The sequence below is a fragment of the Kibdelosporangium aridum genome, assembly GCF_900176515.1.
GTDB lineage: Bacteria > Actinomycetota > Actinomycetes > Mycobacteriales > Pseudonocardiaceae > Kibdelosporangium > Kibdelosporangium aridum.
Genome location: NZ_FWXV01000002.1, coordinates 1,440,386 through 1,466,660, shown reverse-complemented (window position 1 = coordinate 1,466,660; position 26,275 = coordinate 1,440,386). Strand labels below are relative to the sequence as shown.

The window sequence follows — 26,275 nt, the reverse complement described above, 5'->3', positions numbered from 1 at the left end:
ACTTGCCAACCCTTCGGGCTACTTCTCGACCATGTCGACGAAGTCGCGTTCGTGCCGTTCGGCCAGCACGTTGTACCAGTATCCGATACCGAAGAGGACAGGGAAGGGGGCGACCCCCAACAACAGCCACGGCAACCGCACCCCGGCCACCGTGACATCGGAAATCGCAGGTACGAAGTAGAACAACACCGGCAGACTGCACAGCAGGACGACCGCGAGCAACGCAAGCCGGACGGCTGTACGGAATTGGATGCGGATGAAGCCGCGGACGAGTTCTTCGCCGTAGCTCGTTTGCTCTTCGAGCTCGACGACCGTGCGGAGAACCGTGACCGGCGCACGGGAGTCCGCGAGGACCACTCGTTTGCGGCGAGGTGGCGGGCCTGCTGCGCCGTTTTCTTGGGGATCCTTCGGGGATCTGCCGGGTCCGGTGCCAGCCGAGTGCCTGCTCACGCCAGCCCCCCAGCTGCGCAAGATTGACCGAAGACAAGAGCGCGGCACAATTCGAAGGTCAGGGCGCGATTTTGTTTGGGGCCCCTGCGCCGCAAAGGACAGGGAAAGCGGGCAGGCCTGCGGCCCTGCCCCGCCGACAAGCTTATTTGCGGCGCCACCCCAAACAAAATCGCGCTATGGAAGCCAAGCGGTGCCGCGCGGCCGCTGTCCTCGACGTCAGCGCGCCTCAGCGAAGAGCAAAGGCGCGCCTTGACCATCGCAGCCATCGTCAGCTACCGAAACCCGCGCGCGGAGACCGAACCAGCTTGTCCTTCAACTCCCTGGTGTGCCTGCGGCTCACCGGAAGCTCCTTCTCCTCGGAGCCAATCACGACCGTGTACCCGGAAGCTCCCATCCGTAGCTCGGTGATCAGGTTCAACGGCACCAGATAAGACCGGTGGATCCGCACGAACCCGACCTTCCCCCAGCGCTCTTCCAACTGCGCCAACGGAATTCGAACCAGGTGCGACCCGTCCGACGTGTAGAGCCGGGCGTAGTCACCCTGAGCTTCAACCCACCGCACCGAATTGCGGGCGACCAGCTTCGTGGTTCCCGCCAATTCGACCGGGATCACCTCGTCGTCCCTGTTCTCCGGCACCGTGACCCCACCGGGAGTGGCGCCGGGAGCGGGCAGGTTGTTCAGCCGCAGCTTCGCGATGACCCGGTCAACCGCTTTGTCCACGCGAGCTTGGTCGTTCAGCGGCTTCAGCAGGTAGTCCACCGCGCCGAGTTCGAAGGCGTCCACCGCCTCGTCGCCACCCACTCCGGTGACGAACACCAGGCACGGCGCCGGGTTGAACTCGGAGAGCACGCGGCCCATCTCGATGCCGGTCAGGCCGGGCATGTTCAGGTCGCAGAACACCGCGTCGACCGCGGGCATCCCGGCCTTGCGGCGGGTGACCAGCTCGTCGTCGTTGCCGCTGAGCACGCGCAGTGCCTCGGCGGCGTCGAAGGCCGTCAGAATCTTGCGAACGTGCCGGTTGTTCTCCAGCCGCTCGGTGATCATCTCTATGCCGGCCTTCTCGTCGTCCACGCAGAGCACGACGAGTCCGGCTGCGCTCTCGTTAGTCACGGTGGGGTGCATCTTGCCTATCGCACCACCCTGATGTCCATGTTCATCCCTACCGCCACCCTGCCGAGTGAAGTTTTGTCCAGGACCAGGATCACAGACCGAATCGCGACCAGGTAGCTCGTTGCTCGATCGCTTCGATCGCGGCACCAAGCAATCCGGTGCTCAGTGATGAAACCCCGGCGCCGCCACCAACCCCGAGCCTGGCCAGCAACGGCCGTCGCGGTTCGGCGATCGTGACGTCAGCGTCGGGGTACCGCTCCGAGATCACGCCACGCAACGAGCCCAACCCGTCGACCAGGCCACGCTCGACCGCTCCGGCACCGGTCCACACTTCGCCGGAGAACACGTCGTCGTGGTCCTTGCTCAACCGCTCGCCGCGCCGCTCGCTGACCCAGTCGACGAACTGCTGGTGCAACTGGCCCTGCAGGCCGAGCAGCCATTCGACGTCCTCGGGCTTTTCGTCCTGGAACGGGTCCAGCCGCATCTTGTTGGTGCCCGCGGTGTGTACCCGCCGCTCGACACCGACTCGTTCCAGCAGGCCGGGCAGACCGAACCCGGCACTGATCACGCCGATCGAACCGACCAGCGAGGTCCGGTGCGCGAAGATCTCGTCGGCCGCGCACGCCAGCCAGTACCCGCCGGACGCGGCCACGTCCTCGCAGAACGCGATCACCGGCACGTTCTTCTTGGCCGCCGCGAGCTGCCTGATCCGCTCGGCCACCAGCGCCGACTGGGTCGGCGCGCCGCCTGGCGAGTTGATCTGCAAGGCGACAGCGACCAGCCGGTCGTGGTCGAACGCCCTGGTCAAGGCGGATTCGACCGAGTTGAGGTTGATCGACCCACGGCCGAGTGGCGACGGGGTCGGCGTGATCACACCGTGCAGTTTGATCACGGCGACAACGGGTTTACGGTCGATCCGGTCGCCCAACCCGGGCAACCGGGACACCAGCTTCTCGGTCACGCTCATGACGAAAACTCTACGGACTCGGCGCGTGACCGTTGCCGGACGGCGAACCAGGCCCGGGAACCGGGGCGTAGTCGTCGTCCGAATCCGGGTGTGAGTAGTCCGGCAGCGCCGGCCGGACACCGGGGAACGACTTCGGCACGCGCAGGATGACCTTCATCCCCGCGCCCGGTGCCGTTTCCACCATCAGCGCGTACTCGTCGCCGAAGACCGAACGCATGCGCTGGTTGATGTTCCCGATGCCGACGTGCGAGCCGGTCTTGTGGGCGTCACGCAGATCGGCGAACAGCCGGTCGGCGTCCATCCCGACTCCGTCGTCCTCGACGCTGATCAGCGCCTCGGCGCCGTTGTCCTGTGCGATCACGGTGACCGTGCCGCCGCCGGGTTTACGGGCGATGCCGTGCCGGACCGCGTTCTCCACCAACGGTTGCAGCACGAGGAACGGCACCACCACCGACAGCACTTCCGGTGCGATCTTCAGCCGGACGTTGAGCCGGTTGCCGTACCGCGCGCTCTCGATGGTCAGGTACCGGTCGATGTTGCGAAGTTCCTCCGAAAGTGTCGTGAAGAACCCCGATGCGCGGAACGAGTACCTGGTGAAGTCCGCGAAGTCCTGTACGAGGTCGCGGGCCTGCTCCGGGTCGGTGCGGATCAGCGAGGAGATCGTGTTCAGCGCGTTGTAGACGAAGTGCGGCGAGATCTGCGCCCGCAGCGCTCGTGCCTCCGCCTGCGCCAGCTGCTGCTTGGCCTCGTCGAGTTTGGCCAGCTCGAGCTGGATGCAGACGAACTTGGCCACCTCGTCGGCCATCCGCATCAGCCGCCCGGAGTTCATCCCGCCGACGACGATCAGCGCGCCTTCGACCGTGCCTTCGACGATCAGCGGCACGATGACCGCCGTGCGCATCGGGCAACTGCCGCGCCGACTGCACGGCAGGCTCTCGTGCTGTACGTGCTCACGCTGGCCGCGGGAGACCGCCGTGACGATGTGGTCGGCCAGGTCCCGGTAGTGGTGATTGGCCTGGCCATCCCACGAAAGCAGGGAACCGTTGGCGTCGCTCAGCCCGACCGCGACGCATTTGAGCAGCTCGACCAGGTGCTTGGCGGTCTGGTCGGCGGAGGCCTCGGTCAGCCCGCCACGAAGCTCGGGGGCGGCTTTGGACAGCCGCTGAATCGCGTCCAGCTGCGCCTCATCGACCGACGTGCTCACCCGTCGGGTCCGGCACAGGAAGACGAAGAGGCCGAGCACCGCCAGCGTCGCGATGACGCCGAGGACGACTCGCTCGGTCAGGAACTGGACCACTTGTCAATGCTCTGGCACTCGGTAGGCACAGGCAAGCTCTGGGTCCGAGATTAGTAGACATCCGATGAATCCTTCAGGCAGGGTGTGCGGTGTGCCGACCGAGCAAGCAACCAGACGAGTCGCCCTGTTCGCGACCTGTCTGACCGACACGTTCTTCCCGGACACCGCGCGTGCGGTGGTCCGGCTGCTGGAGCGTCTCGGCTGTTCAGTGGAGTTTCCCGAGGCCCAGACGTGCTGCGGGCAGATGCATTTCAACACCGGCTACCGCGCCAAGGCCGCTCCACTGGCACGCAACGTCGCAACGGTGTTCGCGGGCTATGACGCGGTCGTCGTGCCGTCCGGGTCTTGCGCGGGCATGGTCCGGCACGTCTACCCAGACCTGAATGTGCAACCCGCACCGACCTACGAGCTGTCCGAGTTCCTGATCGACGTGCTCGGTGTCGAGGATGTCGGCGCATATTTCCCGCATCGGGTGACGTACCACCCGACGTGCCACTCACTGCGGATGCTCGGTGTCGGCGACAAGCCGCTGCGCCTGTTGCGCGCGGTCAAAGGTCTTGACCTGATCGAACTGCCTGCGGCCGAGTCGTGTTGCGGGTTCGGTGGGACGTTCGCGCTGAAGAACGCCGACGTGTCGTCAGCGATGCTCGCGGACAAGATGTCGTGTGTGCTGGACACGGGCGCCGAGGTGGTTTCGGCAGGCGACAACTCGTGCCTGATGCACATCGGCGGCGGGCTGTCCCGGCTGCAGGCCGGTGTGTATCCGGTGCATTTGGCGGAGATCCTGGCGAGCACGGAGGAGGAGCCATGGGCCGCAACCCGGTGACGTGGCTGGGCAGCCCCGCGTTCCCCACGGCCGCTCGCACGGCGTTGGCTGATGACCAGTTGCGTAGGAACCTCAAGCACGCCACGGGTTTGATCAGGAACAAGCGTGCGGGCGTGGTCGCGGAGCTGCCGGACTGGGAGCAGCTGCGGCTGTCCGGTGAGGCGATCAAGGACGACGTGCTCGCTCATTTGGACACGTATCTGCTGCAGTTCGAGGAGTCGGTCAAGGCTCGCGGCGGAGTCGTGCACTGGGCCGCGGACGCGGCCGAGGCCAACGAGATCGTGGTGCGGCTGGCGCGCGAAGCAGGCGCGGACGAGGTCGTGAAGATCAAGTCCATGGCCACCATGGAGATCGGTCTGAACGAGGCGCTGGAGGCCGACGGGATCACGCCGATCGAGACGGACCTGGCCGAGCTGATCGTGCAACTGGGCAACGACCGGCCGTCGCACATCCTGGTGCCCGCGATCCACAAGAACCGCACGGAGATCCGGGACATCTTCAAGGCGACGATGCCCGACACCGCCGACCTGACCGACGAACCGGTCGAGCTGGCCGCCGCGGCACGGGCGTTCCTGCGCCGGAAGTTCTTGTCCGCCAAGGTCGCGGTGTCCGGCGCGAACTTCGGAGTGGCCGAGACGGGTTCGGTGGTGATCGTGGAGTCCGAGGGCAACGGGCGGATGTGCCTGACGCTGCCGGACACCCTGATCAGCGTGATGGGGATCGAAAAGCTCGTGCCGACATGGCAGGACCTGGAGGTCTTCCTGCAGTTGCTGCCCCGGTCGTCGACCGCGGAGCGGATGAACCCGTACACCTCGATCTGGTCAGGCGTGACGCCCGGCGACGGTCCGCAGAACTTCCACCTGGTCCTCGTGGACAACGGCCGGACCGACACCCTGGCGTCCACAGTGGGCCGTCAGGCCTTGCGGTGCATCCGGTGTTCGGCGTGCTTGAACGTCTGCCCGGTGTACGAGCGGACCGGTGGCCAGGCGTACGGCTCGGTCTACCCCGGCCCGATCGGCGCGATCCTCGCTCCGCAGCTCGGCGGCGACATGCACGACAAGCACGCGGCGTCGCTGCCTTACGCGTCCTCACTGTGCGGCGCGTGCTTCGAGGTCTGCCCAGTCCGGATCGACATCCCCTCGGTTTTGGTACACCTGCGCTCGGAGGCCGTCGCGGCGAAGTCGTCTTTCAGCCCAGAAGCGATCGGGATGGCCGCGATGGCCTGGGTGATGGCCGGACCACGCCGATTCCATGTGGCCCAACGCCTTGCCACCGCGGGACGGTTGCTGGCCCGCGGCGGGAAGATCCGCAAACTGCCGTTCTCCGGTTCGAAGTGGACAGACAGCAGAGACCTGCCCGCACCCGCGAAGGAGTCGTTCAGTGCCTGGTGGAAGCGGACCCGTGGCTGACTCCCGGGACGTGGTCCTCGGCCGGATCCGGGCCGCACTGGGTTCACAACGCCCGGCGGTCCAGGTCCCCCGCGAGTATCAGCGGACGCGCTCTTTTCCTTCGGTGCCCGACCTTTTCGCCGAGCGAGTGGCCGACTACCAGGCGATCGTGCACCGCGTCGAAGACCCCCTGCCAATGATCCGCTCAGCATTGGCGGGCAAGCGCATCGCGGTGCCGTCGGACGTGCCCGCGTCGTGGCTCGTGCCCGAGGTGACTTGGTTGCACGAACCGCTGTCCAACGCGGACTTGGACTCGTGTGACGGAGTCCTGACCGGCTGCGCGGTCGGAATCGCCGAAACAGGGACAATCGTGCTTGACGGCGGCGTCGCCCAAGGCCGCCGCGCGCTCACCTTGCTCCCCGACTACCACCTCGTTGTCGTGCGCGCGGACCAGGTCGCGGGCACCGTGCCCGAGGCCTTGGCGCGCCTCGAACCCACACGCCCGTTGACTTTCGTCAGCGGGCCGTCCGCGACCAGCGACATCGAGCTGGACCGGGTCGAAGGCGTCCACGGCCCTCGCACCCTCGAAGTCCTGTTCGTGTCCTGACCGGCTTGCCTTCTATTCGTTTTGGCTGAGTGTGCGATATCGCCGAGTCGCGTCTTTGATCGCGTTTTCACTTGACCAGTCAGAAGGTTCATCACCCACAGCTTCGGCCACGTGCCGGAAGCTCACCAAGTCGTCCGCGAGATCCATGTCGACATCGTCGACAAATTGGCCGCCAGCCACCGCTTCCGACGAAGGCGTCGCCCAGCGGGAATGGGCAGAATGCCCTTCACGCGCTGCACCGGCATCGCGTTTTCTGGCGCGCCACGGAGATATCACTGCCATAATGTACTCCCCACTAGATTTTCTGTAAACTCAACCGCTCGTCAATTGGACACCGCCTGCGGGGTCTCCACCTGCCGGTCGGCGAGGACGTAGTAGCTCACCGACCTGCCGATCCACAGATACGTGGTCCACAGGCAGTTCATGAACGAACCGAACACCAAGATCTGCCACGCGGTGTCCCGGACACCGAACAAGTTGACCGCGTCCTGCCGGAACTGCCACATCCCCGATACCTGTGCCATATACAAGACGCTCGACGCGAGCGAGGCACCGACGGTGAACATCGATGACAATCGAGAGCTCAGCGTTCCGTCCAGCAGTTGCTGGCCAGCCGAATCAAGACCGATCCACGCGGAAATCGCCGCTGGGATCGTCAAGACCAGGACGGGAAACGCATTGGCGACAGCGACCTGGTCGGCACCAAGAAGTACGGCCGCCGAAAACATGAGCAACAGGTTGGCGAACGCGGCAACGCTGGCTTTTGCAATGGTGCCTGGCGGTATCTCGAAGAAACGGGCAGTCAGCCGCAAGTTCGCACCCGCGTCGGGCGGGACCGAACGGAAGTAACCATGCGCATAAGCCTGACCCAGTCGTCTTCTGAATCTGAAGTATGCGCTCTCGCCGATGGTTTCTCGCACCTCTGGAACATCTTGAAATCCCAGGTAGGTTCCCTCAGGACCGAACACGAGGATGTGGTAGCTCTGCGCAAAGGATGCGTTGTTCAGCGTCAGATCGAGTTCGATCGGCTTGGTACCGACCGCACGACCGACCTGGTCGCGCAAGTATCTCAGCTTGTTCTGCCCATACGGGACAGCCTTCAGCTGCGGAATGACCAGCCGCTCGTACTTGATGATCGCCCGCGTCTGCGAATTTTCGGGTCGCGGCACCACGGCCACGATCGGGTAATGGCGCGCGAGTGCTTTGACCAACTCGGCGACAGCCCACAGGTGACGCGGTTCGTCAGCGTGCTCGGCGAGTGCTTTGATCCGGTCGAGACAGTCCTGCGGATCCTTGAGTTCCTTCCCTCGTTGCGCGATCAGCTCGACCGCATCCTCTTCGATCGCTTGCACGAGTGGCGCCACCGATTCGTCGATCACTGCGGAGATGAACGAAAAGTGCAGCGCGTGAGCCACAAGAATGAGGTACTCAGAATAGTTCAGCAGGTGCGCGGGAGCGCCGTTGCCGAGCGTGACCTTGAGGTCGTCCTGCAGCTCTCCCTTCCGCACGATCATGACCGGAACGAAGAAGCTCTTTTCCTCGCTCTCGACTGCCACCGGTATTGCGATCGTCCGCTCCACATTTTCGCGAAGAGCTCGCTTGATCGGCCGAATCTCCTCCACCAGTCGTGCACAGAACCTCGTCGGTTTCGCAATGGATTCCCGAAATATGAACACTTGAGTAGGTGTCCGACAACTCGCCGTGCGACCGGCGCTGCGCAGAAGATCGCCCGGCAGCGGGCCGTAGCCGTCGTCAATGGCGGGGTGACGCGATTTGACCGCGACTATGAATGCTCGATGAAAATGAATGAGAAGGAGCACGGGTGTCGCCCCAGCCGAGGCCATAAAGGCACCAGCAACAGGCCAGCTCCAGCCGTGTACATTCGAGACAGCTGCAAGAACAACCATTGTGGCAACACAGGACACCAACAAGACGGCGTATGGGAATCGAGGTCTGCCTGCTCCGCGCAATGGACTCATCTCCTCCGGCCGCCTGGTCATTTCTGTATCTACGGTCGGGTGAAGTGCCAGACGTGTTACCGGCAATAGTTTCCAATGTCACGGTACTCACGGTCAGTTCATGCCGAGAACCCGTAAAAATAGGGTTTTGGCATGTCAAAGTGACTGTTCAGCGGGGAGCAGCCGCTCCTGCCAGGCGTCATTACAGCCAGTTGTGTCGTTATCTAGCACTGGACTGAACGGGTGAAGATCACTTGAGGAGTTTGGACATCCGGCGGTCGGCCAGTGGTTTGCCGTTGGTCTGGCAGGTTGGGCAGTACTGGAAGGACTTGTCGGCGAACGAGACCTCGCGGATCGTGTCGCCGCAGACCGGGCACGGCAGGCCGGTGCGGGCGTGCACGCGTAGGCCGGAGCGTTTCTCGCCCTTGAGGCGGGCTGCGGACTGGCCGACGGAGCGGTCCACCGCGTCCTTCAGGACCGACTGCATGGCCTCGTGCAGGCGGGCCAGTGAGCCTTCGGACAGCTTGCCTGCGGTCGCATAGGGCGACAGTTTGGCGGTGTGCAGGATCTCGTCTGAGTAGGCGTTGCCGATGCCGGACAGCAGGCGTTGGTCGGTGATCGCGTTCTTGAGGCGTTCGGTGCGGCCGGACAGCAAGTGGGTCAGGTCGTCGAGGGACAGGGACAGCGCGTCCGGGCCGAGTGTCTGGATCTGTGGGATCTGCTGGACGTCGGTCACGATCCACACCGCGAGGCCCTTTTTCGTGCCTGCCTCGGTCAGGTCGAAGCCTGGTCCTTCACCGGGTGGGCCGAGGTGCACGCGGAGGGCCAGCGGGCCCTTGCCTGGTTTGGGTGGGGCCGCGCTCAGGGTGTCCGCCCAGCGCAGCCAGCCTGCGCGGGCTAGGTGGACGACGAGATGCAGTCCGTCGCAGTCCATGTCGAGGTACTTGCCATAGCGGCCCGCGCCGGTGACGGTACGGCCGTGCAGCTCGGTCCATGGCGGGGTCGCCGTCTTGAGGACCTGCAATGAGGCCACGTCGACCCGGTGGACGGTGCGGCCTACCGCGAACTCACGCAGGTGATGTGCGAGCGCCTCGACCTCAGGTAGTTCTGGCACACCGACAGTCTCACCCGGCGGCGCGGCTGTGTCACTCCACCGGATGCAATGGGCCGTCGAAGCTGGGCATCGTGTCGCGCTGGATGTCCCTGGCCACCTTGGCGACCTCGGAGCGGACCGTGAACATCCCGCGCACGGTGCCGACCCACTTCTCGACAGGCGCCTCCGGCGTGCCGTCGCCGGTTTCGGCGACCAGCTTCCACGGGCGGCGCAGCGCCCAGCGGGCCGGGAAGAACAGGAAGATCATCAGCAGCGCCAGCACGACCCACGCGGGCACGACGACGTCCTCCGGCATCCGGAACACCCAGACCAGGCCGAGGATGATCACGAGGAACATCATCACGATGCCGGGGCCGTGCCCACCGCTGACGTCGTGCTCGAAGTCTTCGGCCGTCGCGGGCCTACGACCCCACTCCAGCTCGCCACGCACGGTCCACATGCGGCCATCTGCACCACGTACCAGGCGCGTCATGCTCGTCGCCTCCTGCTCGACACGTCTGTATAGGCGCCGATCCACATTCTGCGGTCGCGCACGGGTTCAACGGTACCGTGTCGCGACTAGGCCCAGCGGGTGAAAGTCGATCGTCACTCAGCGCGTCGGCTTGTCAGTGGTCTCCAGCGTCGCCGGTTCCGGCGAGTCACTGGGTGGCGACGTGGTCTGCACGGTCGGCTTCGTGCTGCTCGTACTCGGTTTGGTGGTCTGCGAAGTCGGCTTGGTCGTCGTCTCCGTCTCGGAGGCGATCGTCTTGTCCGTGGTCTCCGGTGGCGGTGGCGGGCAGGTCTCCGGCGGGCCGATCATCACGCTGGAGCCCCCGGTCTCCGACTCGCTGCCGATGTCCCGCGGTTCACCGGTCGAACCGTCCGGGCGCAACACCATCTCGGTCTCGTGGTGGACGACAGTCTCGGGGGCCTGCTGTTGCTGTTGGTTCCCGATCGGGACTGCTTGCGTACGCCTGGAGTCCGGCAGCCGATCCGCCGCCGCGGGTGACTGGCCACGTCCTTGCGTCGACCCGAGCGAGGACGACAGCGCCCCGGTCGCCACACCCATCTCCGGCAACGGGGACTCGGTGATCACCAGCTCGGACGGCCCCTGCCCGGTGAAGTCCAGCGCGGCGAGGATCGTGCTGTCCGCGCCAGGAACCACGTTCATGCCGAGCACACCGGCCGCAAGGACCGACGAGCCCGCCAAGGTCAGCTTGGCGCCCGTGGACGCGACGAGGCCCTTGAGCGTGGCCCAGAACCCGGTCTTGTGCGCCACCAGCCCGCCGAGCGCTATCGGGGCGGCCATCATGCCCGCGTAGGACCGCAGGCCCGCGCAGACGTCCTGCAGCTCGTCGTGTGTCGACTGACACGACGAACAGCTGACCAAATGGGCACGCACGCGGCGCCGCTCGGCGCCCTTGATCGTCCCGGCGGTGTAGGCGCCGAGCTTCTCCAGTACCGACCGGCAGCCGGTCGATCCGTGGTGTGTGGACAGATGCGCCTGGAGGTACGCGGCACGCAGGCCACGGCGGGCCCGGCGGGCGAGCGCGGCGGTGGCGTTGGGGCTCAGGCCGAAGTTGTCCGCGACCACCGCCGGCCGCTCGCCTTCGACCTCGACCTTCCACAGCACGCTGCGCCAGCGCTCGGGCAGGCTGGTGAACGCCCGCGTGATCAGGTTGCGTTCGTGCGCCTGGCCGGACGTGTCCGGGTTCTCACCCGCACGGTGCGACAGCACCTCGTCGGACACCGGCACGTCCCGGCGCCGCTCGCTCCACTCCCACGCCACTCGCCGGGTGACGATCAGCAGGTAGGAACGGACGTTGTCGACAGGGCCCGCGCCGCGACGAATCGCTTGCAGCACCCGGAAGAACGCTTCCGCAGTGAGGTCCTCGGCGTCCGCGCGATCGGCCGCGAGACTCCGCGCCAACCGCCTCACGGCATCCGCATGCCGGGAGAACAGCTCGCCGAAGGCGGCGTCTTCCCCGGCGCGCAGAGCGGCGAGCAAATCGCGATCGTGGAACGATTCCTCGCCAGCATCGAGGGCAGGGTTGCCCGTTGCGGTCATCCGGCTAGGTACCTCCCTCCGGATACACGCGAACGTTGAACAACATGCCACATCCGGGCGTCGCCGAGTGTGGGTAGTGTGAAGACTCTTGGTGACATCCGACCATGGATGTGAGCCAGATAACCTGATCAGCTGGGCCGATCGGCGCACTGAATCGCTCATGTGTGCTGCGAATGAACTACACCCGCACGGGGGAGGTCATCCCTCCGAAAATCGCGTGGAGCGCATCAGGTAAGCTGTCGTCAGCTCCTCAGAGAGCCAAGCGGATGTAGCGCAGCTGGTAGCGCATCACCTTGCCAAGGTGAGGGTCGCGGGTTCGAGTCCCGTCATCCGCTCAACGTACAAAACATCCCGATTACGGCCTGAGTCCCCAGGACCAGGCCGTTTGTCGTATCCGGGCCGGGCAGCCGGCGCGTCCGGTCTTGGTCAATTAGTCCACTTCGCTTGACCCGATCGGGTTAACCCGATAGGTGTAACGCGTGCTCGATAGAAGAGGCGCGCCGTTACGGATGGCCGTGGGGGCGTTCCTAGGAGCTGCCGCCGCGGCCTTGTTCGCCGTCGGTGTCACGAGTGGCCGCACAGACAAACCAGTGCCTGTGCGGCTGGAACACGTGGCCACGAACGGGACGACCTCGTCCGCGCCGCCCACTGCGAGCGCGACACAGGTTTCCGAAGAGACCTCCGTGAGCTCCGAATCGAGTTCCTCTTCCTCGTCGTCCGGCTCATCGTCCGCATCCGAGTCGAGTTCGAAGACCACCACGACGCCGCCGAAGACCGTCACCACGACCAAAGAAGTGACGAAGACCACCACCACGACGACCACCACGCCACCGAAGCCGCCGACCACGACGACGACCCGGTGCACGACGCTGATCTGCTAGGTCGTCTTGAACGGGTCGTGCTCGGTGATCAGCTTGTCGAGTCTGGCCTGGTCGACCCGTTTGCTCACCGAGCTGTCCTCCTGCTTGTCCCTGATGCACTTGGCCAGGGTGAACGCCGACGTGACGGTGTAGAGCAGGCCTAAACTCAGAAACCCGCGAACCCAGGGATCGACTGGCAGCATGAGGATCCCGACGGTCACCGCGACGAGCGCGATGGCGAACGAAGCGACGGCCTGCGCGAAGAATGCTGGTGTGTTCCTTGGCATAGCCGAAGGGTCCGCCGAGTAGGGCCGTGCTGTCTTGAGTACATCTACTCAGCACCCCGCATTCGAGATGCTGTCGTTAGAAATCAGCTGCCCACAGGCAATCAACGCAGCGTGAAGACCACGATGTCGCGCGTCTCGGTCTTGGTCAGCGGCAGTCCGTCGACCGGCCGGATCAGCGACCGGGCGTACGGCGTCTTCTGCACCAGCGACTTGACCACGATGACCTTGCGGACGTTGTGCTTCTCCAGCGCTTCGACGCTGCGGCTGCTCGGGAAGGCCTTGGTCGCCGCGGTCAGCTCGGTCCAGTTCTTCGGGTAGTTGCCGGTGTTGCCGTTGGCCAGGATCGGGAAGTCCTTGGTGGACCACAGCATCGGGATCGAGTCGCCAGTCAGGTCCATCGGCAGGACGACGATCGGCCCAGGGCCCTCGAACTCCTGCTGCAGGCCCTCGGGCATGGCAGGCGGATGCGCGTAGGGGAAGACCGGCACGGCCTCGGCCAACGCGCCGACGGCGGGCAAGATCATGATCAGCGCGACGAAGCGCTGCTTGTGCTTACGTGCCAACGACTGCGCCATCTTGGTCACCGCACCGGCCGCGAGCAGCAACAGGAACAGCGTCGTCCAGAGGATCAACCGGCCCGGTGTCCGCAAGGCGTCCCAGCCCGGCAGGAACTTCCACAGCAGCAGGTAGGTGAAGGTGCCGTGGAAGAAGCTCGTGCCCAGCGCGAGGATCGCACTGACCACCACACCGCTGGCGAGAACCAGCCGGACCTTGCGCGGCCATGCACTGGATGCAAGTCCGATCGCCGCGAACACGAGCAGCACCAGCCCGGGGAAGATCCACTTCTCCCACGGCGCCGGTTCCATGTCCCACGTCCACGCGGTGAACCCGGTGTCGCTCCACAGCCACGAGAAGTGCGATGTGGTGATGAGTCCTTGCGGTGGCGGGGAATACGTCTGCAGCTCGCCCAACGTCCGCTTGAACTGGTACAGCTCGACGACACGCAAGTACGGCAACGTCATCAGCAGCGTGACCGTCAGGAACGCCGCGGCGCCAACGCCGTCAGCGATCCAGAGGCGTCGGCTGATCTGCTTGCGCTTGCGCAGCATCACCACGAGAAGCGCTACGCCGATCACGCCGAGGACGTAGATGAACGGCAGCCCGGTGGCGAAGCCGATGGTGACCTGCCACGCCGCGATCAGCCATCCGGCCACGGCCCAGCCAGGCCTGGCCAGTTCCGGCCGGAAGCCGTGCCGCAGCGAGAAACCGTGGCCGCGCGCCAGCGCGAACAACGCCAGCGCGATTCCGCCTGTCGAAAGGAGGTTGAGGTGGTGGACGTGGGCCAGCCGCCATGGCGCCCACGCGAAGACCACCGCACCGAGCGCCGCCGCGTGCCAGGTGCCGCCGAGTTGGCGTACCAGCATGTATCCGCCGACGAACGCCAATGTGGCCGCGAAGATGAAGGCCAGGTTGTAGCGCAGGATCGCGTCCGCCGGACCGCTGCCGCCGATCAGGCTGAACGGCAGATAGCCCAGCAGTGAGTCGGTGAACGCGAAGTTGTTCTCCGTGCCGCCGAAGATGTTGCCGGTCCAGAAATCCCCGCCGTTGAACAGGAAGTGCCGCTGCCAGGCCAGTTCCCACGCCTGCAGCAACGGGTCGCCGAGGTCGAACAGCACAGTGGACCGCAGGTCGATCACGATCCGCCAGTAGAAACCCAGCGTCACGAGCAGCCCGGTGATCCCGACCAAGGCGGGTTCTCGCCACCGAGTGGCCCGCGACACGCCTTGCCGCGCAGGTCTTTGCGGCGCAGCGAGCCGAGGGACGGCCGTTTCTGTGATCAACTGTCCCCCTGGAACAACCGGACTGTGCGGGCCGCGCCGTTGAGCAGCGAACACCCAGCGCGACAATACTTGACGGCCCCCGCTCGACCGACCATCGCGACCCTGTGCGAATGCAAAATGTCCAGTCCACTTGGCGCGTAAGTCCGACCGTTGACATCTCGATAAGCCCATTCGGGCGACCGCCCTGCACTGTCCGTTGTACAACAGTGGCAAGATTCGCCTATCACGGTGAACCGCACGGCGACTGGAGAGGATCCACCACCGTCCTTCCCGGCAGGGTGCTGACCTTGCCGATATGTACATCCGTCCCGGCTTTGCCCCCACGGCTGGCGGCTGGGAGCGAGAATCGGACTTGGCATCCGCTCTACCGGGATGAAGGGGCTGTCACATGGGTTGGCAGGACGAGCTGCAAAGCTTGGACGAGCAGCTGTCCGCGGGCCAGATTCGCGCCGAGGAATACCGCAAAAGGCGTGATGAACTGCTCGCGGCGGCATCGAGTGGCGCGGTCAGCCTGCGGCGCGTGCAACGGCAGAAGTCACCGTCGGTCGCCAAACCGTCGATCGCCAACGCGTTCAACGGCGACACCAAACCGGACACGAGCAAAACCGCGGACGTGACCCAGCAGGTCCCTCCGGTCGCGTGGACCACGGCAAGGCCCGCCGGTCCGGCACAACAGCAGCAACACCCACAGCAGCCACCGGCCGCCATGCAGCCGCCGCAAGGGCAGGGCCCGCCGCCGATGTCTGCCCCGATGATCGGTTCCGAGGTCTTCGGCACACCACCCACGGGCCCGACGAAGAAGTCGCGGGTGCCGAAGTTCGTCATCGCCGTCGTGGTTCTCGCGTTGGTCGCCGCCGGGACGTGGTGGTTCGCGTTCCGTGGCACCAACGACAGCCCGCAGATCGCCGTGCCACCGCCGGCCGCGACGAGCAGTGAGCTGTCCATCGACAAGATTCCCAACCCCACGGACTCGCCGCTGTCCACCTCGGGTGTGCTCACGGTGGACCAGGCGCAGACCAACAACATCATCCGGCCGGACGAGGCCGCCTACCTCAGTGCGACCGATCTGCAGAAGATCTACTTCCGCAACATCGTGATCGGCAACCTGAGCTACCAGCTCTTCGCGTTCCAGACCCAGACCGACACCGGCGGGGCCCGGATCGTGTCCGGCGCGCTGGAGCGGGGCAAGCGGGCGAGCATGGTCCCGGCTTCGATGGAAGGCCTGCCGCCCAAGGTGACGCTGACCAAGATCCTCAACGACGGCGCGGCGATCTACGAAGCGGTGTACCCGATCGAACGCGGCGCGGTGCGGCTGGTCGTGCTGCAGGTCGGGCCGAACAACGAACGGCAGCTGGTCAGCTCGATGAAGCGCATGGTCGACATGACCACCATGTCCATCAAACCGAAATAACCAGCACTGATAACAAGGCACTGATAACACAGTGGTATCCAGCGTGTCTCCACCGGACGACAGCGACGTCGGGCGGGAAGAGAGCATGCGCAACAATGAGACCCGTTGAACGATTCTGGAGGGTCGGATGTCCTGGCAGGAAGACCTCAGGCAGCTTGATCAGGCGCTTGCGGAGGGGCGGATCCACGCCGACGACTACCGCAAACGCAGGGACCAGCTGCTCGCGACGGCGACTGGTGCGACGACGCCACCTGCGGTCTCCGAGCCGACCAGCAACCCGTTCCAGGCTCAGCAGCCGAACAGCGGGCCATTCCCGGCTCAGCAGCCGACTAGCGGACCGTTCCCTGCCCAGCAGCCACCGCAGCAGCCCCAGCCGCCGCAGGCCGCACAGCCGCCGCAGCAGCCCGAGGCCACGCAGGTCCAGCAGCCGAGCAGCGGTCCGTTCCCGCAGGCGTTCCGCTGGGAGCCGACCAACGACTCGACCCAGGTCGTCGGCCAGCAGCCGGGCGGCAACCCGGATGTGACGCAGGTCGTCAGCGCGCAGTCCGGCGGTGAGGCCGAGCGCACCCAGGTCGTCCGGCCGGTGCAGCCACCCGGCATGCCGCCCCAGGCGCCTTGGCAGTCCACGCCGCCGAACCCCAGCCAGGGTTCGCCGTGGGGCGTCGAGGACCAGCCGATGCCGTCGCTGCAGCCGACGTGGCTGGCCCAAGGGCCCGAGGTCTTCGCCGAGGACACCAAGAAGAAGGGCGGCAAGACCGCCAAGATCCTCGTCGCCGTGGTGCTGGTGATCGGCCTTGCCGTCGGTGGGTATTTCATCTTCTTCACCGGCAGCTCCAACAACGAGCCCGGTGCCACCGCGCCGCCGCCCACCCCCACGCAGCCGCCGACCACGACGCCGAAGCCGCGGGACAACCTGTCCATCACGGACCTGCCGGGCAAGGCCGGGGACTACGGCCAGGTGAAGACCTTCGCGGACGCCCAGCAGGTGAAGTTCCTCACTGCCGACGAGATCCGCATCCTGACCGACGCGGGCGCGGGCAAGGCCCGGCTGGCCGTCTCCGACACGCCGGAGGGCCTGAACCCGACGATCTTCACCACCGAGACGACGTCGGCCGAGACCGCGGCCACGGCCAGGGACAAGCTCGGTGAGCAGCAGCTGATCTACGGCATGACCGCGCTGGAGAACCAGCCGACCGGCGTGCTCGCCGCCAAGATCGACAAGACCGACAAGACCCCCGCGGTGATCCGTGCGCACTACGCGCACAAGGGCACTCTGGTGCGTATCCAGGTCACCGGCAACGATCTGGTCACGGTGACGGAGCTGTACAACGACCTGCTCGCCGAGCAGCTGAAGATCCTCGCGGCGAATGGCTGACGCACTCGGCGCCATCGCGTGCACGATCGTCGCGCGCAACTACCTGCCGTTCGCGCGCGTCCTGGCGAAGTCGTACCTGGAACACCACCCGGGACACGAGTTCGTGGTCGTCGTGACCGATGGCGTGCCCGAGGGTGAGACCGGGGACGGCTATCAACTGGCCGGCCCGGAACTGTTGGACGTCAGCGAGGTCGACTACCTGCGGATGGCGACCTCGTACACGGTCGCCGAGCTGGCCAGCGCGGTGAAACCGTTGCTGTTGCGCCGGTTGCTCACCCGTGCCGACGTTGCCGTCTACCTGCACCCGGACATCCAGGTCTTCGCGCCGATGCCCGAAGTGGTCACGCTCGCGGCGAACAACGACATCGTGCTCACACCGCGGTTTCTCAGCCCGCTTCCGCGTGACGGCAAGCAACCCGACGAGGCGGCCATCCTCGGCGAGGGCACGTTCGACCTCGGTTTCCTCGCGGTCAGCAAGGCAGCCAAGGGTTTCCTGGACTTCTGGGCCGAGCGGCTGCGCCAGGACGCGATCATCGACACCGCCGAGCAGATGTTCGCCGACCAGCGCTGGGCCGACCAGGTCCCGGCCCTGTTCAAGCACACCGTGCTGCGGGACCCGGGGTTCAACGTCGCGTACTGGAATCTGCACGAGCGTCCGCTGACGCGCGGTGCGGACGGAGCGCTGCTCGCGGGTGAGACTCCTGTGCGGTTCTTCCACTTCAGCGGCTACCGCCCGGAGGACCCGTGGTTGTTGAGCCGGCACTGCACGGTCAAGCCACGGATCCGGCTCTCCGAGCACCCCGAGGTCGCGCGACTGTGCACGGACTACCGGGAAGCGTTGCTGGCCAACGGTTACCGTGAGCCGTTGAAGTCGGTCCGCTACGGCTTCGACACCTTGCCGGACGGCACCAAGCTGACCAAGTCGCTGCGCCGGATGTTCCGCGCCGCCTGGAAGGAAGCCGAGGAGCCGGACGCCGCAGAGATGCGGTTCAAGCGAGCGGTCACCGAAATCCCGCCGCATCCTTTCGGCGACGACGGCGGCGTCAGCTTCCAGCGCTGGCTCGCCACACCGAGTTCACCGCCGGAGGAAGCGGCCGGGATGAACCGGTTGGTGATGGCGGTCTGGGCGAACCGTGGCGACCTGCAGCGTGCGTTCCCGTGGCCGTGTGGAACGGACGCTCCGGCGTTCCGCCAGTGGTGCCGGACGTACGGCGTGCAGGAGAAGATGGTTCCGAAGTGGGCGCTGCCCAAGGAACCTCGCGCATTGCGTGCCCCGGTCGACGAGTTCGGCGTGAACATCGCCGGTTACCTGACCGCGGAGCTGGGTCTCGGCGAGATGGGCCGGATCATCAGCAAGATGGTCGAGCAGGCAGGCGTCCCGCTGGTGTCGGTGGTCGAGGAGCATTCGCTGGCCTGCAGCACCGCGCTGGACCTGCCGCCGACGGCGGGCAGGCCCCGGTTCCCGGTCACCATCATGGCGGTCAACGCCGATCAGACCGAACTGCTGATGGCCAGCTACCCGGAGGTCGGCCACGAGCGCTACCGGATCGGGCTGTGGGCGTGGGAGCTCGAAGATTTCCCGGCGTGGCAGCACATCGGCTACGAGTTCGTCGACGAGATCTGGACGGTCAGCGAGTTCTGCGCCAAGGCGTTCGCCAAGCACACCTCGGTGCCGGTGAAGGTGATCCCGGTGCCGGTCCTGGATCCTGGCCTGCGACCGCGCCCGCCGCGGGACCCCGGCAAGCCGGTCCAGTTCTTCTTCGCGTTCGACTACAACAGCACCGGTCAGCGCAAGAACCCTTGGGGCGTGGTCAAAGCCTTCAAGAAGGCGTTCGAAGGCCGTGACGACGTCAAGCTGGTGATCAAGGCGACCAACGGCCAGCTGCACGCGAAAGCCGTCGAGCGCCTGTTGCACGAGATCGGCCAAGATCCACGGATCGAGCTCGTCGAGCGGTACCTGAGCGTCGCGGAGCTCAACAAGCTTTACGCGGACAGCGATTGCTACGTGTCGTTGCACCGCAGCGAAGGCTTCGGCCTGACCGTCGCCGAGGCGATGATGCGCGGAATGGCCGTCATCTCAACGGATTACTCCAGCACCACGGAGTTCTTCAACGAAGAGGTCGGCTGGCCGATCCCGTACAAGATGGTCGAAGTCGGTCCGGGTTGGCCGCCGTACCAGGAACACGCGCGCTGGGCCGATCCCGACCTCGACGCCGCCGCTGCGGCCATGCGAGAGGTGGCCGACAACCCGGCGGAGGCCGAGCGCCGTGGCCGGGCCGCGCGGGAGTACGTGCTGCGTAACCGGACGCCGGAGGCCGCTGCTTCCTGGGTCCGGACTCAGCTGCAGGACGCCTACCGGAACTGGCGAGACGGAAAGTCCGACAGGCCGACGCAATCCCTGGCCGTGACCGATCCCGTGTTGCGCCCGTTGGCTGATGCGCGGGAAGCGGTGCGGTGGCGCGCGGAAACCAATGCACCGTCACGCCTTCCGCTCGCGCCCGCGATGCGACGCATGGTCCTTCGCCTGATCGACCACTACGACGTGCATCAGCGCAAGGTGATGGGCGCGGTGACCGACGGCGTGCAGACCGCGCTCGACCGGCTCAACCGTCGGTTCGTGGACACGACCGATGCCCAGAACATGCGGATCGACCTGTTGGAAACCCAGGTCTCCGACCGCATCGAGCAGCTGACCGAGCAGCTCGGCAAGGTGGAACGGATGCTGGACGAACGCCTCGCCGACCCGGCCCGGAGGGAGTCCGCCGATGAGCAAGGATCTTGACCGGGTCCGGGACCAGTGGGAGACGCTGGCCAAATCCGACCCGTTCTGGGCGGTGCTCACCGAAACCGAGTACCACGACGGCCAGGCCAGGAAGGACTTCTTCGACAGCGGCCGCACCGACGTGCGCCGGCTGTTGGAAGTTCTGGACCGGCACGGCAAGTCGTACGGGGACGTCGCGGTCGACTTCGGCTGTGGTGTCGGCCGGTTGACCTACGCCCTGGCCGAGCAATGCAAGCACGTCACGGGCGTTGACGTGTCGCGCTCGATGATCGAACAAGCGCAGGCCGGCAACCCGTTCCCCGACCGGGTCGCGTTCGTCCACAACGAGGCGGCCACGCTGCCGTTCGACGACGACTCGGTCGACCTGGTGATCAGCGTGATCACGTTGCAGCACATCAGGCCCGCGCTGTCGCTGCGCTACCTGCTGGAGATGGCCCGGATCACCAAGCCGGGCGGGCACCTGGTGTTCCAGCTGCCCAGCCACGTCCCAGCCACCCGCCCGATGCCGCCGTCGCTCAGCAAAGCGCAGCTGCACGTGCTGGAGGCGCCGACCTCGCTCGAAGTCGGTGAGAGTGGCTATGTCCGGGTCGGCGTGAAGAACATCAGCCACGGCGAATGGCTGCCCGGCCAGTTGCTCAACGCGGGCAACCACTGGCGTCTGCACGGCGCGATGTTCGTGCAGGACGACGGCCGCGAGCCTGTCCGATGCCCGTTGCGGCCAGGTGAGTCGACCGAGGTGCTGATCCGGGTCATGGCTCCGAGCGAACCGGGTTCGTACGAACTGGAAGTCGACCTCGTCCAGGAAACCGTGGCGTGGTGGGCCGAACGGGACAGCGCGACAGCGCGCGTACCGGTCGAGGTGCGTGCCAAGGCTCCGGTCACCGCCGCTCCCGTCGACGAGGCACCCGCGGCGCCGGTCGTCGCCAAGACGACGGGTGACGAGCTCGAGATGAACGGCGTGCGCAAGGACCTGGTGTACGCGCTGTTCGAGCAGATCGGCTGCACCGTGCTGGAGGCCACGCCGGACGAACGCGCAGGTGGGCATTGGCTGAGTTACGTTTACGCGATCGAGGTCGGCGAATACCGGATAGACATCAATCACGGTATATGACTGACTGACTCGGGCTAGGGTGAGCTCATGGCGCAATCGACGCTGCCTCCCGTGCACGAGGCGTGGCTGCCCCGTGAGCACAGCCTCTACCGGCCGAGGCACGGTGTCCGGCAGCTGACGGCGATCATTTGCGCAGTCGTGTTCTTCGCCATGCCGTTGATTTCGTTGACATTCGGAATGCGTCCGACGGAATTGGAGAACCACCGGCTGGCGTCATTTCCGAATCCGGGTGACGGCTGGTCGTTCTTCACGAATTTCAACGGCTGGTCGAACGACCACCTGCCGTTCCGCCGGGAAGCGATCGACGCGGTGAACGGCATCAGCCGCGGCCTGTTCGGCGAACCGCCGAACCTCGGCCGCAGCCCCCAGCAGTCCGGCCCGGTGGCCGTGGTGCCCGGCCCGCAGGGCGACAAGCGCCAGATCAACCCGGGCGTGACGATCCCGTTGGCGATCGAGGGCAAGAACGGCTGGATGTACTACGGCGACGACGTGGTCAGCCGGTGCAACCAGGCACGCGACCTGAAGTCCACAATGGACCAGATCCGTCGGTTGCGGGAAGGCGTCGAAGCGTCCGGCCGCAAGTTCGTGATGGTGGTGGCACCGGACAAGACCACGATCGTGCCGGAGAACCTGCCGAACTCCTACGCGGGCAAAGACTGCATGCAGAAGGTGAACAGCGAACTCTGGCCGCTGCTCACCGCCGAAAAAGGCGTGGTCGACCTGCGCGGCGAACTACACGCCCGCGGCCAGCAACTCGGCAAGCCGGTCTACCCGCCGCTGGACGGCCACTGGTGGGACGAAGGCGGACTGGTGCTCGCCCGCAGGCTGGCCGAGGCGATCCACCCGACGATCACCCGGAAATGGGTGACCCAGCCGGTGCAGGAGTACTCGATCCCGGCCGACACCCCGCCGCTGATCGGGCTTTCCGGAACCAACAAGGGTTTCATGTACTCGCTGAAGCCGGACGGGGAACGCGACCAGACCCGCAACCTCTCGCCGGACTTCAACACGCCGGTGCAGGTGGGACACGCGACGGGGCAAGGCACAGTGACCGAGTCGGTCGGGATGCTCAGCGACTCGTTCACCATCCGGGCTTTGCGTTACCTGGCGGCTTCCTTCGGCGACTTGACCGTGCTGCACTATGGCAAAACTCCTGATGACAACGGTCGAGCCGCTGGCGAAATGCTCGCTCAGAACGAGGTCGTCGCCGTCGAGGTCGTCGAGCGCACGATCGCTTCGGGCAACAACCAGCTGCTACAGCCCGCGGTGGTCGACGGCATCGTGCGGGTCTTGAAGGACAACCCGATCCGCAAGTAGCCGCTGACCAGGCGAGACATCGCATCCACGCAGAACTGTCAGACCCCCGGTGTAGCGTTGAAATTAGGGGTTCCCTCATGGGAATTGGTGTTGCGGTTGAGGCTGGACGGTTCAAGTAAAGGCAGCCGGACAGCTGCGTCACCCGATCGGGCACTGCTTGCGCGTGTCGGCGCGGTGTTACCCGGGTCACACACTCAACCGGCGGAGCCTCGTAGGCGTCCAAGGAACGTAACCATCACCGACGGAGGCCTCATGTGGGTTCATGTCGTGCTCGTGGCTTTAGTCACGGCGTTCTTCCTGGGCCGGTTGGCGCACGTCCTGCTCAAGCGACCTGGTAAGAACCAGAACTAGCGGCCTACCGCGTAACCCTGCATTCCCCGCGGGTTCGCGGCCGCACGGAGCATGCCGTCCGCGGGATCACGAGAGACCGCTGACATCCGGCCGAGCGTCCACGGGCCGGCGTCGGTGACGAGGTGGCCGCGCTCACGCAGTTCGGTAATCGCGGCATCACCAATCCGTGACTCCACGACCAGTTCGCCTGGTTGCCAATACCGCGGGAAGAACGAACTCGGGAACGCCCCGGAATGCCAGGTCGGTGCGTCGATGGCTTCCTGCATGTTCAGTCCGGCGCCGATGTGGGCGAGCCAGAAGCACAGCTGCCATTGGTCTTGTTGATCCCCGCCGGGTGTGCCGAACGCGAGCTGCGGCACGCCGTCACGCAATGCCATCGACGGTGACAGGGTGATCCGTGGACGCCTGCCTGGCCGTAGTGAGCTGGCGAAGTGGTGTTCCAGGGTGAACATCTGGGCTCGGGTGCCGAGGCAGAAGCCCAGCGACGGGATCGTCGGCGAGGACTGCAGCCATCCGCCGGACGGGGTCGCCGAGATCATGTTCCCGACCGCGTCAACGACATCGATGTGCACTGTGTCGCCGCGGACGACTCCGCTGTTGCCCACGGTCGGCTCGCCCAAGGCTCCGGAGATCTCTTCAGCGGGCACGAAATAAGGCACCGCGAAGGCCGGCAGCCTTGGCGGTTGGCCGTTGGGTGAGCCCGGACGCAGTTCGAACGAGGCGTGTTCGGTCACGAGTGCGCGCCGGTTGACGGCGTACTCCTCGGACAGCAGTGCTGCCAACGGGACGTCAGGGTCGTCGCCGTACCAGGCTTCCCGGTCGGCGAATGCCAGTTTGGCGCACTCGATCGCGATGTGGATGGTCTCCGCCGTCGGCACACCGTCTATATAGGACAGCCGGTCTTTGAACCCGTCCAATAAACGCAGTTGTTGCGCCAGAACGGGTCCTTGGGTCCAGGCGCCGCATTTGACCAGCGTCCATGAGCCGATGTCCACTGTGAGCGCGTCCTCGAAGGACGCTTGCCACGTCGCCATGTCCTGGCCGGTCAGCACGCCCGCGTGGGGGCGGCCGGAGTCGTCGAGGAAAGCGTCGCGCGCGAAGGAATCGATCTCCGCGGCGACGAAGCCTTGATACCAGGCCCGACGTGCCGCCTCGATCTGGGCCTCCCGATCGGAACCGGCGTTTTCGGCTTCGGCGAGCAGGCGTTCAAACGTGTCGGCGAGTGCAGGGTTGCGGAATCGTGAGCCTGCCGCGGGCGAGCGGCCATCGGGCAGCCAGAGCGATGCCGAGCTGGGCCAATGTTCCTTGAACAACTCGGCGACCGCGTCGATGGTGTCCGGGATTCTTGGCACGATCGGAAAACCGTCACGGGCGTAGCCGATCGCCCGATCCAGCACATCGCGCAAACGTTTGGTTCCGTAGTCACGCAACAGGATCAGCCAGCCGTCCCAAGCGCCGGGCACCGTCGCGGCCAGCAAACCGCTGCCGGGAACGAGCTCCAGGCCGAGGTCACGGTAGTGCTCGATGGTCGCGCCAGCCGGTGCGACGCCTTGTCCACACAACACTCGCGGCTGTGACTGCCCTGCGGCTTGGAACACCGCGGGCACTTCACCGCCAGGGCCGTTGAGATGCGGTTCGACGACCTGCAGCACGAACCCGGCTGCCACGGCGGCGTCGAACGCGTTGCCGCCGTCCTCAAGGATCGCCATCCCCGCCGCCGAGGCCAGCCAGTGGGTGGAGGCCACCATCCCGTGGGTACCGGCCAGTTCGGGGCGAGTGGTGAACATAGCTAACTATCTAAGCGACCGGGTTCCATCGTTTCAACAGCGACGGCCGATGGCCTTCCAGCGCAGGCCGGCCCGGGCGAGGTCGTCGCCGTCGAGCAGATCGCGGGTGTCCACGACCGTGAAACCGTCCATGAGCTCGGCGACCTTGGTCCAGTCCAATGTGCGGAATTCCGGCCATTCGGTCAGCACGACCACCGCGATCGCGCCCTTGACCGCCTCGTAAGGATCATCGACCAGCCGCATACCCGGCAATTCGCCCGTAATGGCCGGATCGTGCGCGGTGATCTCCGCGCCTTCGGCCACGAGCGCGTTCGCGATCCCGATCGCGGGTGAATCACGCAGGTCGTTCGTGCCCGCCTTGAACGCAAGGCCCAGCAAGCCGATCCGGGCGCCGCGGACGGTCCCGTCGCAGGCCTGCCTGATCCGGTCGATCACGTCTTCCTGCTGGCGCACGTTCTGCTCGATCGCCGAGCGCAACAACGCGAAGTCCAGTCCGGCCTGCTCGGCCACGTGCAGCAACGCGTTGGTGTCCTTGGGCAGGCACGATCCACCCCAGCCGGGCCCGGGCTTGAGGAAAGACCGGCCGATTCGCGGGTCAAGCCCCATGCCCTCGGTGACCTCGCGGACATCTGCGCCGACCCGGTCACAGAGCTGCGCGATCGCGTTGACATAGGACAGTTTCACCGCGAGAAAACAGTTCGCCGCGTACTTGACCATCTCCGCGCTGGCCGCGTCGAGGACGAGCGTCGGCGCCTGCAGTGCCGCATAGAGATCGCCAACCCGTTGTGCCGCTTCGCGATCCGCCGAACCAACGACGATCCGGTCCGGGTGCAGGAAGTCGTCGACCGCGCTGCCTTCCCGCAGGAACTCGGGATTGGCCACGATCGGCACGTTCACCATGTGTCGCAAGCGATCCGCGGTTCCGACCGGGACTGTCGACTTGGTCGCCACCGCACAGCCGGATGGCAACATGTCGCCGACCTCGGCGAGCACGGACTCGACGGCACGCAGATCAGCGGAGCCGTCAGCACCCATCGGCGTCGGAACACACAGGAACAACACTTCGGTCTCGGGCGAAACGGCATTCGTGGCGCCGACCACGAACTCGAGGTTCCCAGCCGTGAGACCCCGGTTGACCAGCTCGTCCAGGCCTGGCTCGAGGATGTCCACGTGGCCACGCCCTAACCGGTCGACCTTGTTGGCGTCGATGTCCGCGCAGACAACGTGATGTCCCAGCGCGGCCAGGCAAGCCCCAGTGGTGAGGCCGACATAACCGGTGCCGACCACTGCGATCTTTCGCTGCAACCGAACCACCCCATCCTGTTACTGGGGACGGTCGCAGCCGGAGTTGACCTACGTTGAAACTTCAGCTGGCGAGCTCGAATACT

Annotated in this window: 22 protein-coding genes and 1 tRNA gene; 9 read left to right on the top strand and 14 right to left on the bottom strand. The window is 65.8% G+C overall.

The annotated features are described in order from the left end of the window. Positions 1-18 precede the first annotated feature (18 nt). The 4 genes from B9C43_RS16475 to B9C43_RS16460 all read right to left on the bottom strand — a co-directional run bounded on the left by B9C43_RS16475 (position 19) and on the right by B9C43_RS16460 (position 3,825). On the bottom strand, positions 19-450 hold the full coding sequence (locus tag B9C43_RS16475; RefSeq protein ID WP_235038645.1) for a hypothetical protein: 432 nt from the start codon (positions 448-450) through the stop codon (positions 19-21). Between the two features lie 268 nt (positions 451-718). Further along, entirely contained in the window at positions 719-1,573 is an 855-nt protein-coding gene (locus B9C43_RS16470; protein WP_033381240.1) for a LytR/AlgR family response regulator transcription factor, read from the bottom strand. 79 nt (positions 1,574-1,652) lie between these two features. Beyond that, positions 1,653-2,528 carry a S49 family peptidase gene (locus B9C43_RS16465; RefSeq protein ID WP_033381241.1) on the bottom strand — a complete coding sequence of 292 codons (876 nt, stop codon included), beginning with the start codon at positions 2,526-2,528 and terminating at the stop codon, positions 1,653-1,655. A 10-nt stretch (positions 2,529-2,538) separates the two neighbouring features. Continuing rightward, complete coding sequence (locus tag B9C43_RS16460) at positions 2,539-3,825, bottom strand: histidine kinase (RefSeq protein WP_051795558.1); 1,287 nt, start codon at positions 3,823-3,825, stop codon at positions 2,539-2,541. Positions 3,826-3,916: 91 nt separating this feature from the next. On the opposite strand from B9C43_RS16460, the gene B9C43_RS16455 reads away from it, so the two are divergent. Genes B9C43_RS16455 through B9C43_RS16445 form a run of 3 tightly spaced genes read left to right on the top strand, consistent with a single transcriptional unit; the run spans position 3,917 to position 6,646 of the window. After that, entirely contained in the window at positions 3,917-4,651 is a 735-nt protein-coding gene (locus B9C43_RS16455) for a (Fe-S)-binding protein (protein WP_235038644.1), read from the top strand. Beyond that, positions 4,633-6,060, top strand: a complete 1,428-nt coding sequence (locus B9C43_RS16450) for a LutB/LldF family L-lactate oxidation iron-sulfur protein (protein ID WP_084427316.1) — start codon at positions 4,633-4,635, stop codon at positions 6,058-6,060. The genes B9C43_RS16455 and B9C43_RS16450 overlap by 19 nt, the downstream gene beginning before the upstream one ends. Next, complete coding sequence (locus tag B9C43_RS16445) at positions 6,053-6,646, top strand: LutC/YkgG family protein (protein ID WP_084427314.1); 594 nt, start codon at positions 6,053-6,055, stop codon at positions 6,644-6,646. Before B9C43_RS16450 ends, B9C43_RS16445 begins: the two co-directional genes overlap by 8 nt. A gap of 12 nt (positions 6,647-6,658) precedes the next feature. On the opposite strand, the gene B9C43_RS55595 is transcribed toward B9C43_RS16445, so the two are convergent. The 5 genes from B9C43_RS55595 to B9C43_RS16425 form a co-directional block, all read right to left on the bottom strand. Further along, positions 6,659-6,928 carry a hypothetical protein gene (locus B9C43_RS55595; protein ID WP_143446358.1) on the bottom strand — a complete coding sequence of 90 codons (270 nt, stop codon included), beginning with the start codon at positions 6,926-6,928 and terminating at the stop codon, positions 6,659-6,661. A 41-nt stretch (positions 6,929-6,969) separates the two neighbouring features. Beyond that, positions 6,970-8,490, bottom strand: a complete 1,521-nt coding sequence (locus tag B9C43_RS16440) for a hypothetical protein (RefSeq protein ID WP_143446357.1) — start codon at positions 8,488-8,490, stop codon at positions 6,970-6,972. Positions 8,491-8,854: 364 nt separating this feature from the next. Next, on the bottom strand, positions 8,855-9,718 hold the full coding sequence (locus B9C43_RS16435) for an Fpg/Nei family DNA glycosylase (RefSeq protein WP_033381245.1): 864 nt from the start codon (positions 9,716-9,718) through the stop codon (positions 8,855-8,857). Positions 9,719-9,749: 31 nt separating this feature from the next. Further along, on the bottom strand, positions 9,750-10,190 hold the full coding sequence (locus B9C43_RS16430; RefSeq protein ID WP_033381246.1) for a hypothetical protein: 441 nt from the start codon (positions 10,188-10,190) through the stop codon (positions 9,750-9,752). A 117-nt stretch (positions 10,191-10,307) separates the two neighbouring features. Further along, complete coding sequence (locus B9C43_RS16425) at positions 10,308-11,765, bottom strand: sigma-70 family RNA polymerase sigma factor (RefSeq protein WP_084427310.1); 1,458 nt, start codon at positions 11,763-11,765, stop codon at positions 10,308-10,310. 262 nt (positions 11,766-12,027) lie between these two features. Here B9C43_RS16425 and B9C43_RS16420 point away from each other — a divergent pair. Beyond that, positions 12,028-12,100, top strand: a tRNA-Gly gene (locus B9C43_RS16420). 95 nt (positions 12,101-12,195) lie between these two features. On the opposite strand, the gene B9C43_RS56685 is transcribed toward B9C43_RS16420, so the two are convergent. The 3 genes from B9C43_RS56685 to B9C43_RS16405 all read right to left on the bottom strand — a co-directional run bounded on the left by B9C43_RS56685 (position 12,196) and on the right by B9C43_RS16405 (position 14,753). After that, positions 12,196-12,630, bottom strand: coding sequence for a hypothetical protein (locus tag B9C43_RS56685; protein ID WP_084427308.1), 435 nt, complete (start codon positions 12,628-12,630; stop codon positions 12,196-12,198). Between the two features lie 12 nt (positions 12,631-12,642). Continuing rightward, complete coding sequence (locus B9C43_RS16410; RefSeq protein WP_084427306.1) at positions 12,643-12,912, bottom strand: YiaA/YiaB family inner membrane protein; 270 nt, start codon at positions 12,910-12,912, stop codon at positions 12,643-12,645. A 101-nt stretch (positions 12,913-13,013) separates the two neighbouring features. After that, positions 13,014-14,753, bottom strand: coding sequence for a hypothetical protein (locus B9C43_RS16405; protein WP_143446355.1), 1,740 nt, complete (start codon positions 14,751-14,753; stop codon positions 13,014-13,016). A gap of 388 nt (positions 14,754-15,141) precedes the next feature. On the opposite strand from B9C43_RS16405, the gene B9C43_RS16400 reads away from it, so the two are divergent. From B9C43_RS16400 to B9C43_RS16380, 5 genes are all read left to right on the top strand, one after another. Next, a complete protein-coding gene (locus tag B9C43_RS16400) occupies positions 15,142-16,164 on the top strand; it encodes a hypothetical protein (protein WP_084427304.1) in 1,023 nt (340 codons plus the stop codon). 127 nt (positions 16,165-16,291) lie between these two features. Beyond that, positions 16,292-17,539 carry a hypothetical protein gene (locus B9C43_RS16395; protein WP_084427302.1) on the top strand — a complete coding sequence of 416 codons (1,248 nt, stop codon included), beginning with the start codon at positions 16,292-16,294 and terminating at the stop codon, positions 17,537-17,539. Then, the gene (locus tag B9C43_RS16390; RefSeq protein ID WP_084427300.1) at positions 17,532-20,321 is read left to right on the top strand and encodes a glycosyltransferase family 4 protein; all 2,790 of its coding nucleotides are present in this window, start codon (positions 17,532-17,534) and stop codon (positions 20,319-20,321) included. Before B9C43_RS16395 ends, B9C43_RS16390 begins: the two co-directional genes overlap by 8 nt. Beyond that, positions 20,305-21,432, top strand: a complete 1,128-nt coding sequence (locus tag B9C43_RS16385) for a class I SAM-dependent methyltransferase (RefSeq protein ID WP_084427298.1) — start codon at positions 20,305-20,307, stop codon at positions 21,430-21,432. The genes B9C43_RS16390 and B9C43_RS16385 overlap by 17 nt, the downstream gene beginning before the upstream one ends. A 27-nt stretch (positions 21,433-21,459) precedes the next feature. Then, on the top strand, positions 21,460-22,749 hold the full coding sequence (locus B9C43_RS16380) for an alginate O-acetyltransferase AlgX-related protein (RefSeq protein WP_084427296.1): 1,290 nt from the start codon (positions 21,460-21,462) through the stop codon (positions 22,747-22,749). 347 nt (positions 22,750-23,096) lie between these two features. On the opposite strand, the gene B9C43_RS16375 is transcribed toward B9C43_RS16380, so the two are convergent. Together B9C43_RS16375 and B9C43_RS16370 are read right to left on the bottom strand one after the other, a co-directional pair. Continuing rightward, positions 23,097-24,887, bottom strand: a complete 1,791-nt coding sequence (locus B9C43_RS16375) for a gamma-glutamyltransferase family protein (protein ID WP_084427294.1) — start codon at positions 24,885-24,887, stop codon at positions 23,097-23,099. A 33-nt stretch (positions 24,888-24,920) separates the two neighbouring features. Further along, a complete protein-coding gene (locus tag B9C43_RS16370; RefSeq protein ID WP_235038643.1) occupies positions 24,921-26,192 on the bottom strand; it encodes a UDP-glucose dehydrogenase family protein in 1,272 nt (423 codons plus the stop codon). Between the last annotated feature and the right edge of the window lie 83 nt (positions 26,193-26,275).

What these genes read in the sequence shown, in the direction of transcription:
- B9C43_RS16425 (WP_084427310.1), bottom strand. Translation starts at nt 11,765, where the DNA reads ATGACCGCAACGGGCAACCCTGCCCTCGATGCTGGCGAGGAATCGTTC.
- B9C43_RS16385 (WP_084427298.1), top strand. Translation starts at nt 20,305, where the DNA reads ATGAGCAAGGATCTTGACCGGGTCCGGGACCAGTGGGAGACGCTGGCC.
- B9C43_RS16440 (WP_143446357.1), bottom strand. Translation starts at nt 8,490, where the DNA reads ATGGCCTCGGCTGGGGCGACACCCGTGCTCCTTCTCATTCATTTTCAT.
- B9C43_RS16395 (WP_084427302.1), top strand. Translation starts at nt 16,292, where the DNA reads ATGTCCTGGCAGGAAGACCTCAGGCAGCTTGATCAGGCGCTTGCGGAG.
- B9C43_RS16410 (WP_084427306.1), bottom strand. Translation starts at nt 12,912, where the DNA reads ATGCCAAGGAACACACCAGCATTCTTCGCGCAGGCCGTCGCTTCGTTC.
- B9C43_RS55595 (WP_143446358.1), bottom strand. Translation starts at nt 6,928, where the DNA reads ATGGCAGTGATATCTCCGTGGCGCGCCAGAAAACGCGATGCCGGTGCA.
- B9C43_RS16430 (WP_033381246.1), bottom strand. Translation starts at nt 10,190, where the DNA reads ATGACGCGCCTGGTACGTGGTGCAGATGGCCGCATGTGGACCGTGCGT.
- B9C43_RS16390 (WP_084427300.1), top strand. Translation starts at nt 17,532, where the DNA reads ATGGCTGACGCACTCGGCGCCATCGCGTGCACGATCGTCGCGCGCAAC.
- B9C43_RS16465 (WP_033381241.1), bottom strand. Translation starts at nt 2,528, where the DNA reads ATGAGCGTGACCGAGAAGCTGGTGTCCCGGTTGCCCGGGTTGGGCGAC.
- B9C43_RS16470 (WP_033381240.1), bottom strand. Translation starts at nt 1,573, where the DNA reads ATGCACCCCACCGTGACTAACGAGAGCGCAGCCGGACTCGTCGTGCTC.
- B9C43_RS16400 (WP_084427304.1), top strand. Translation starts at nt 15,142, where the DNA reads ATGGGTTGGCAGGACGAGCTGCAAAGCTTGGACGAGCAGCTGTCCGCG.
- B9C43_RS16380 (WP_084427296.1), top strand. Translation starts at nt 21,460, where the DNA reads ATGGCGCAATCGACGCTGCCTCCCGTGCACGAGGCGTGGCTGCCCCGT.
- B9C43_RS16450 (WP_084427316.1), top strand. Translation starts at nt 4,633, where the DNA reads ATGGGCCGCAACCCGGTGACGTGGCTGGGCAGCCCCGCGTTCCCCACG.
- B9C43_RS16375 (WP_084427294.1), bottom strand. Translation starts at nt 24,887, where the DNA reads ATGTTCACCACTCGCCCCGAACTGGCCGGTACCCACGGGATGGTGGCC.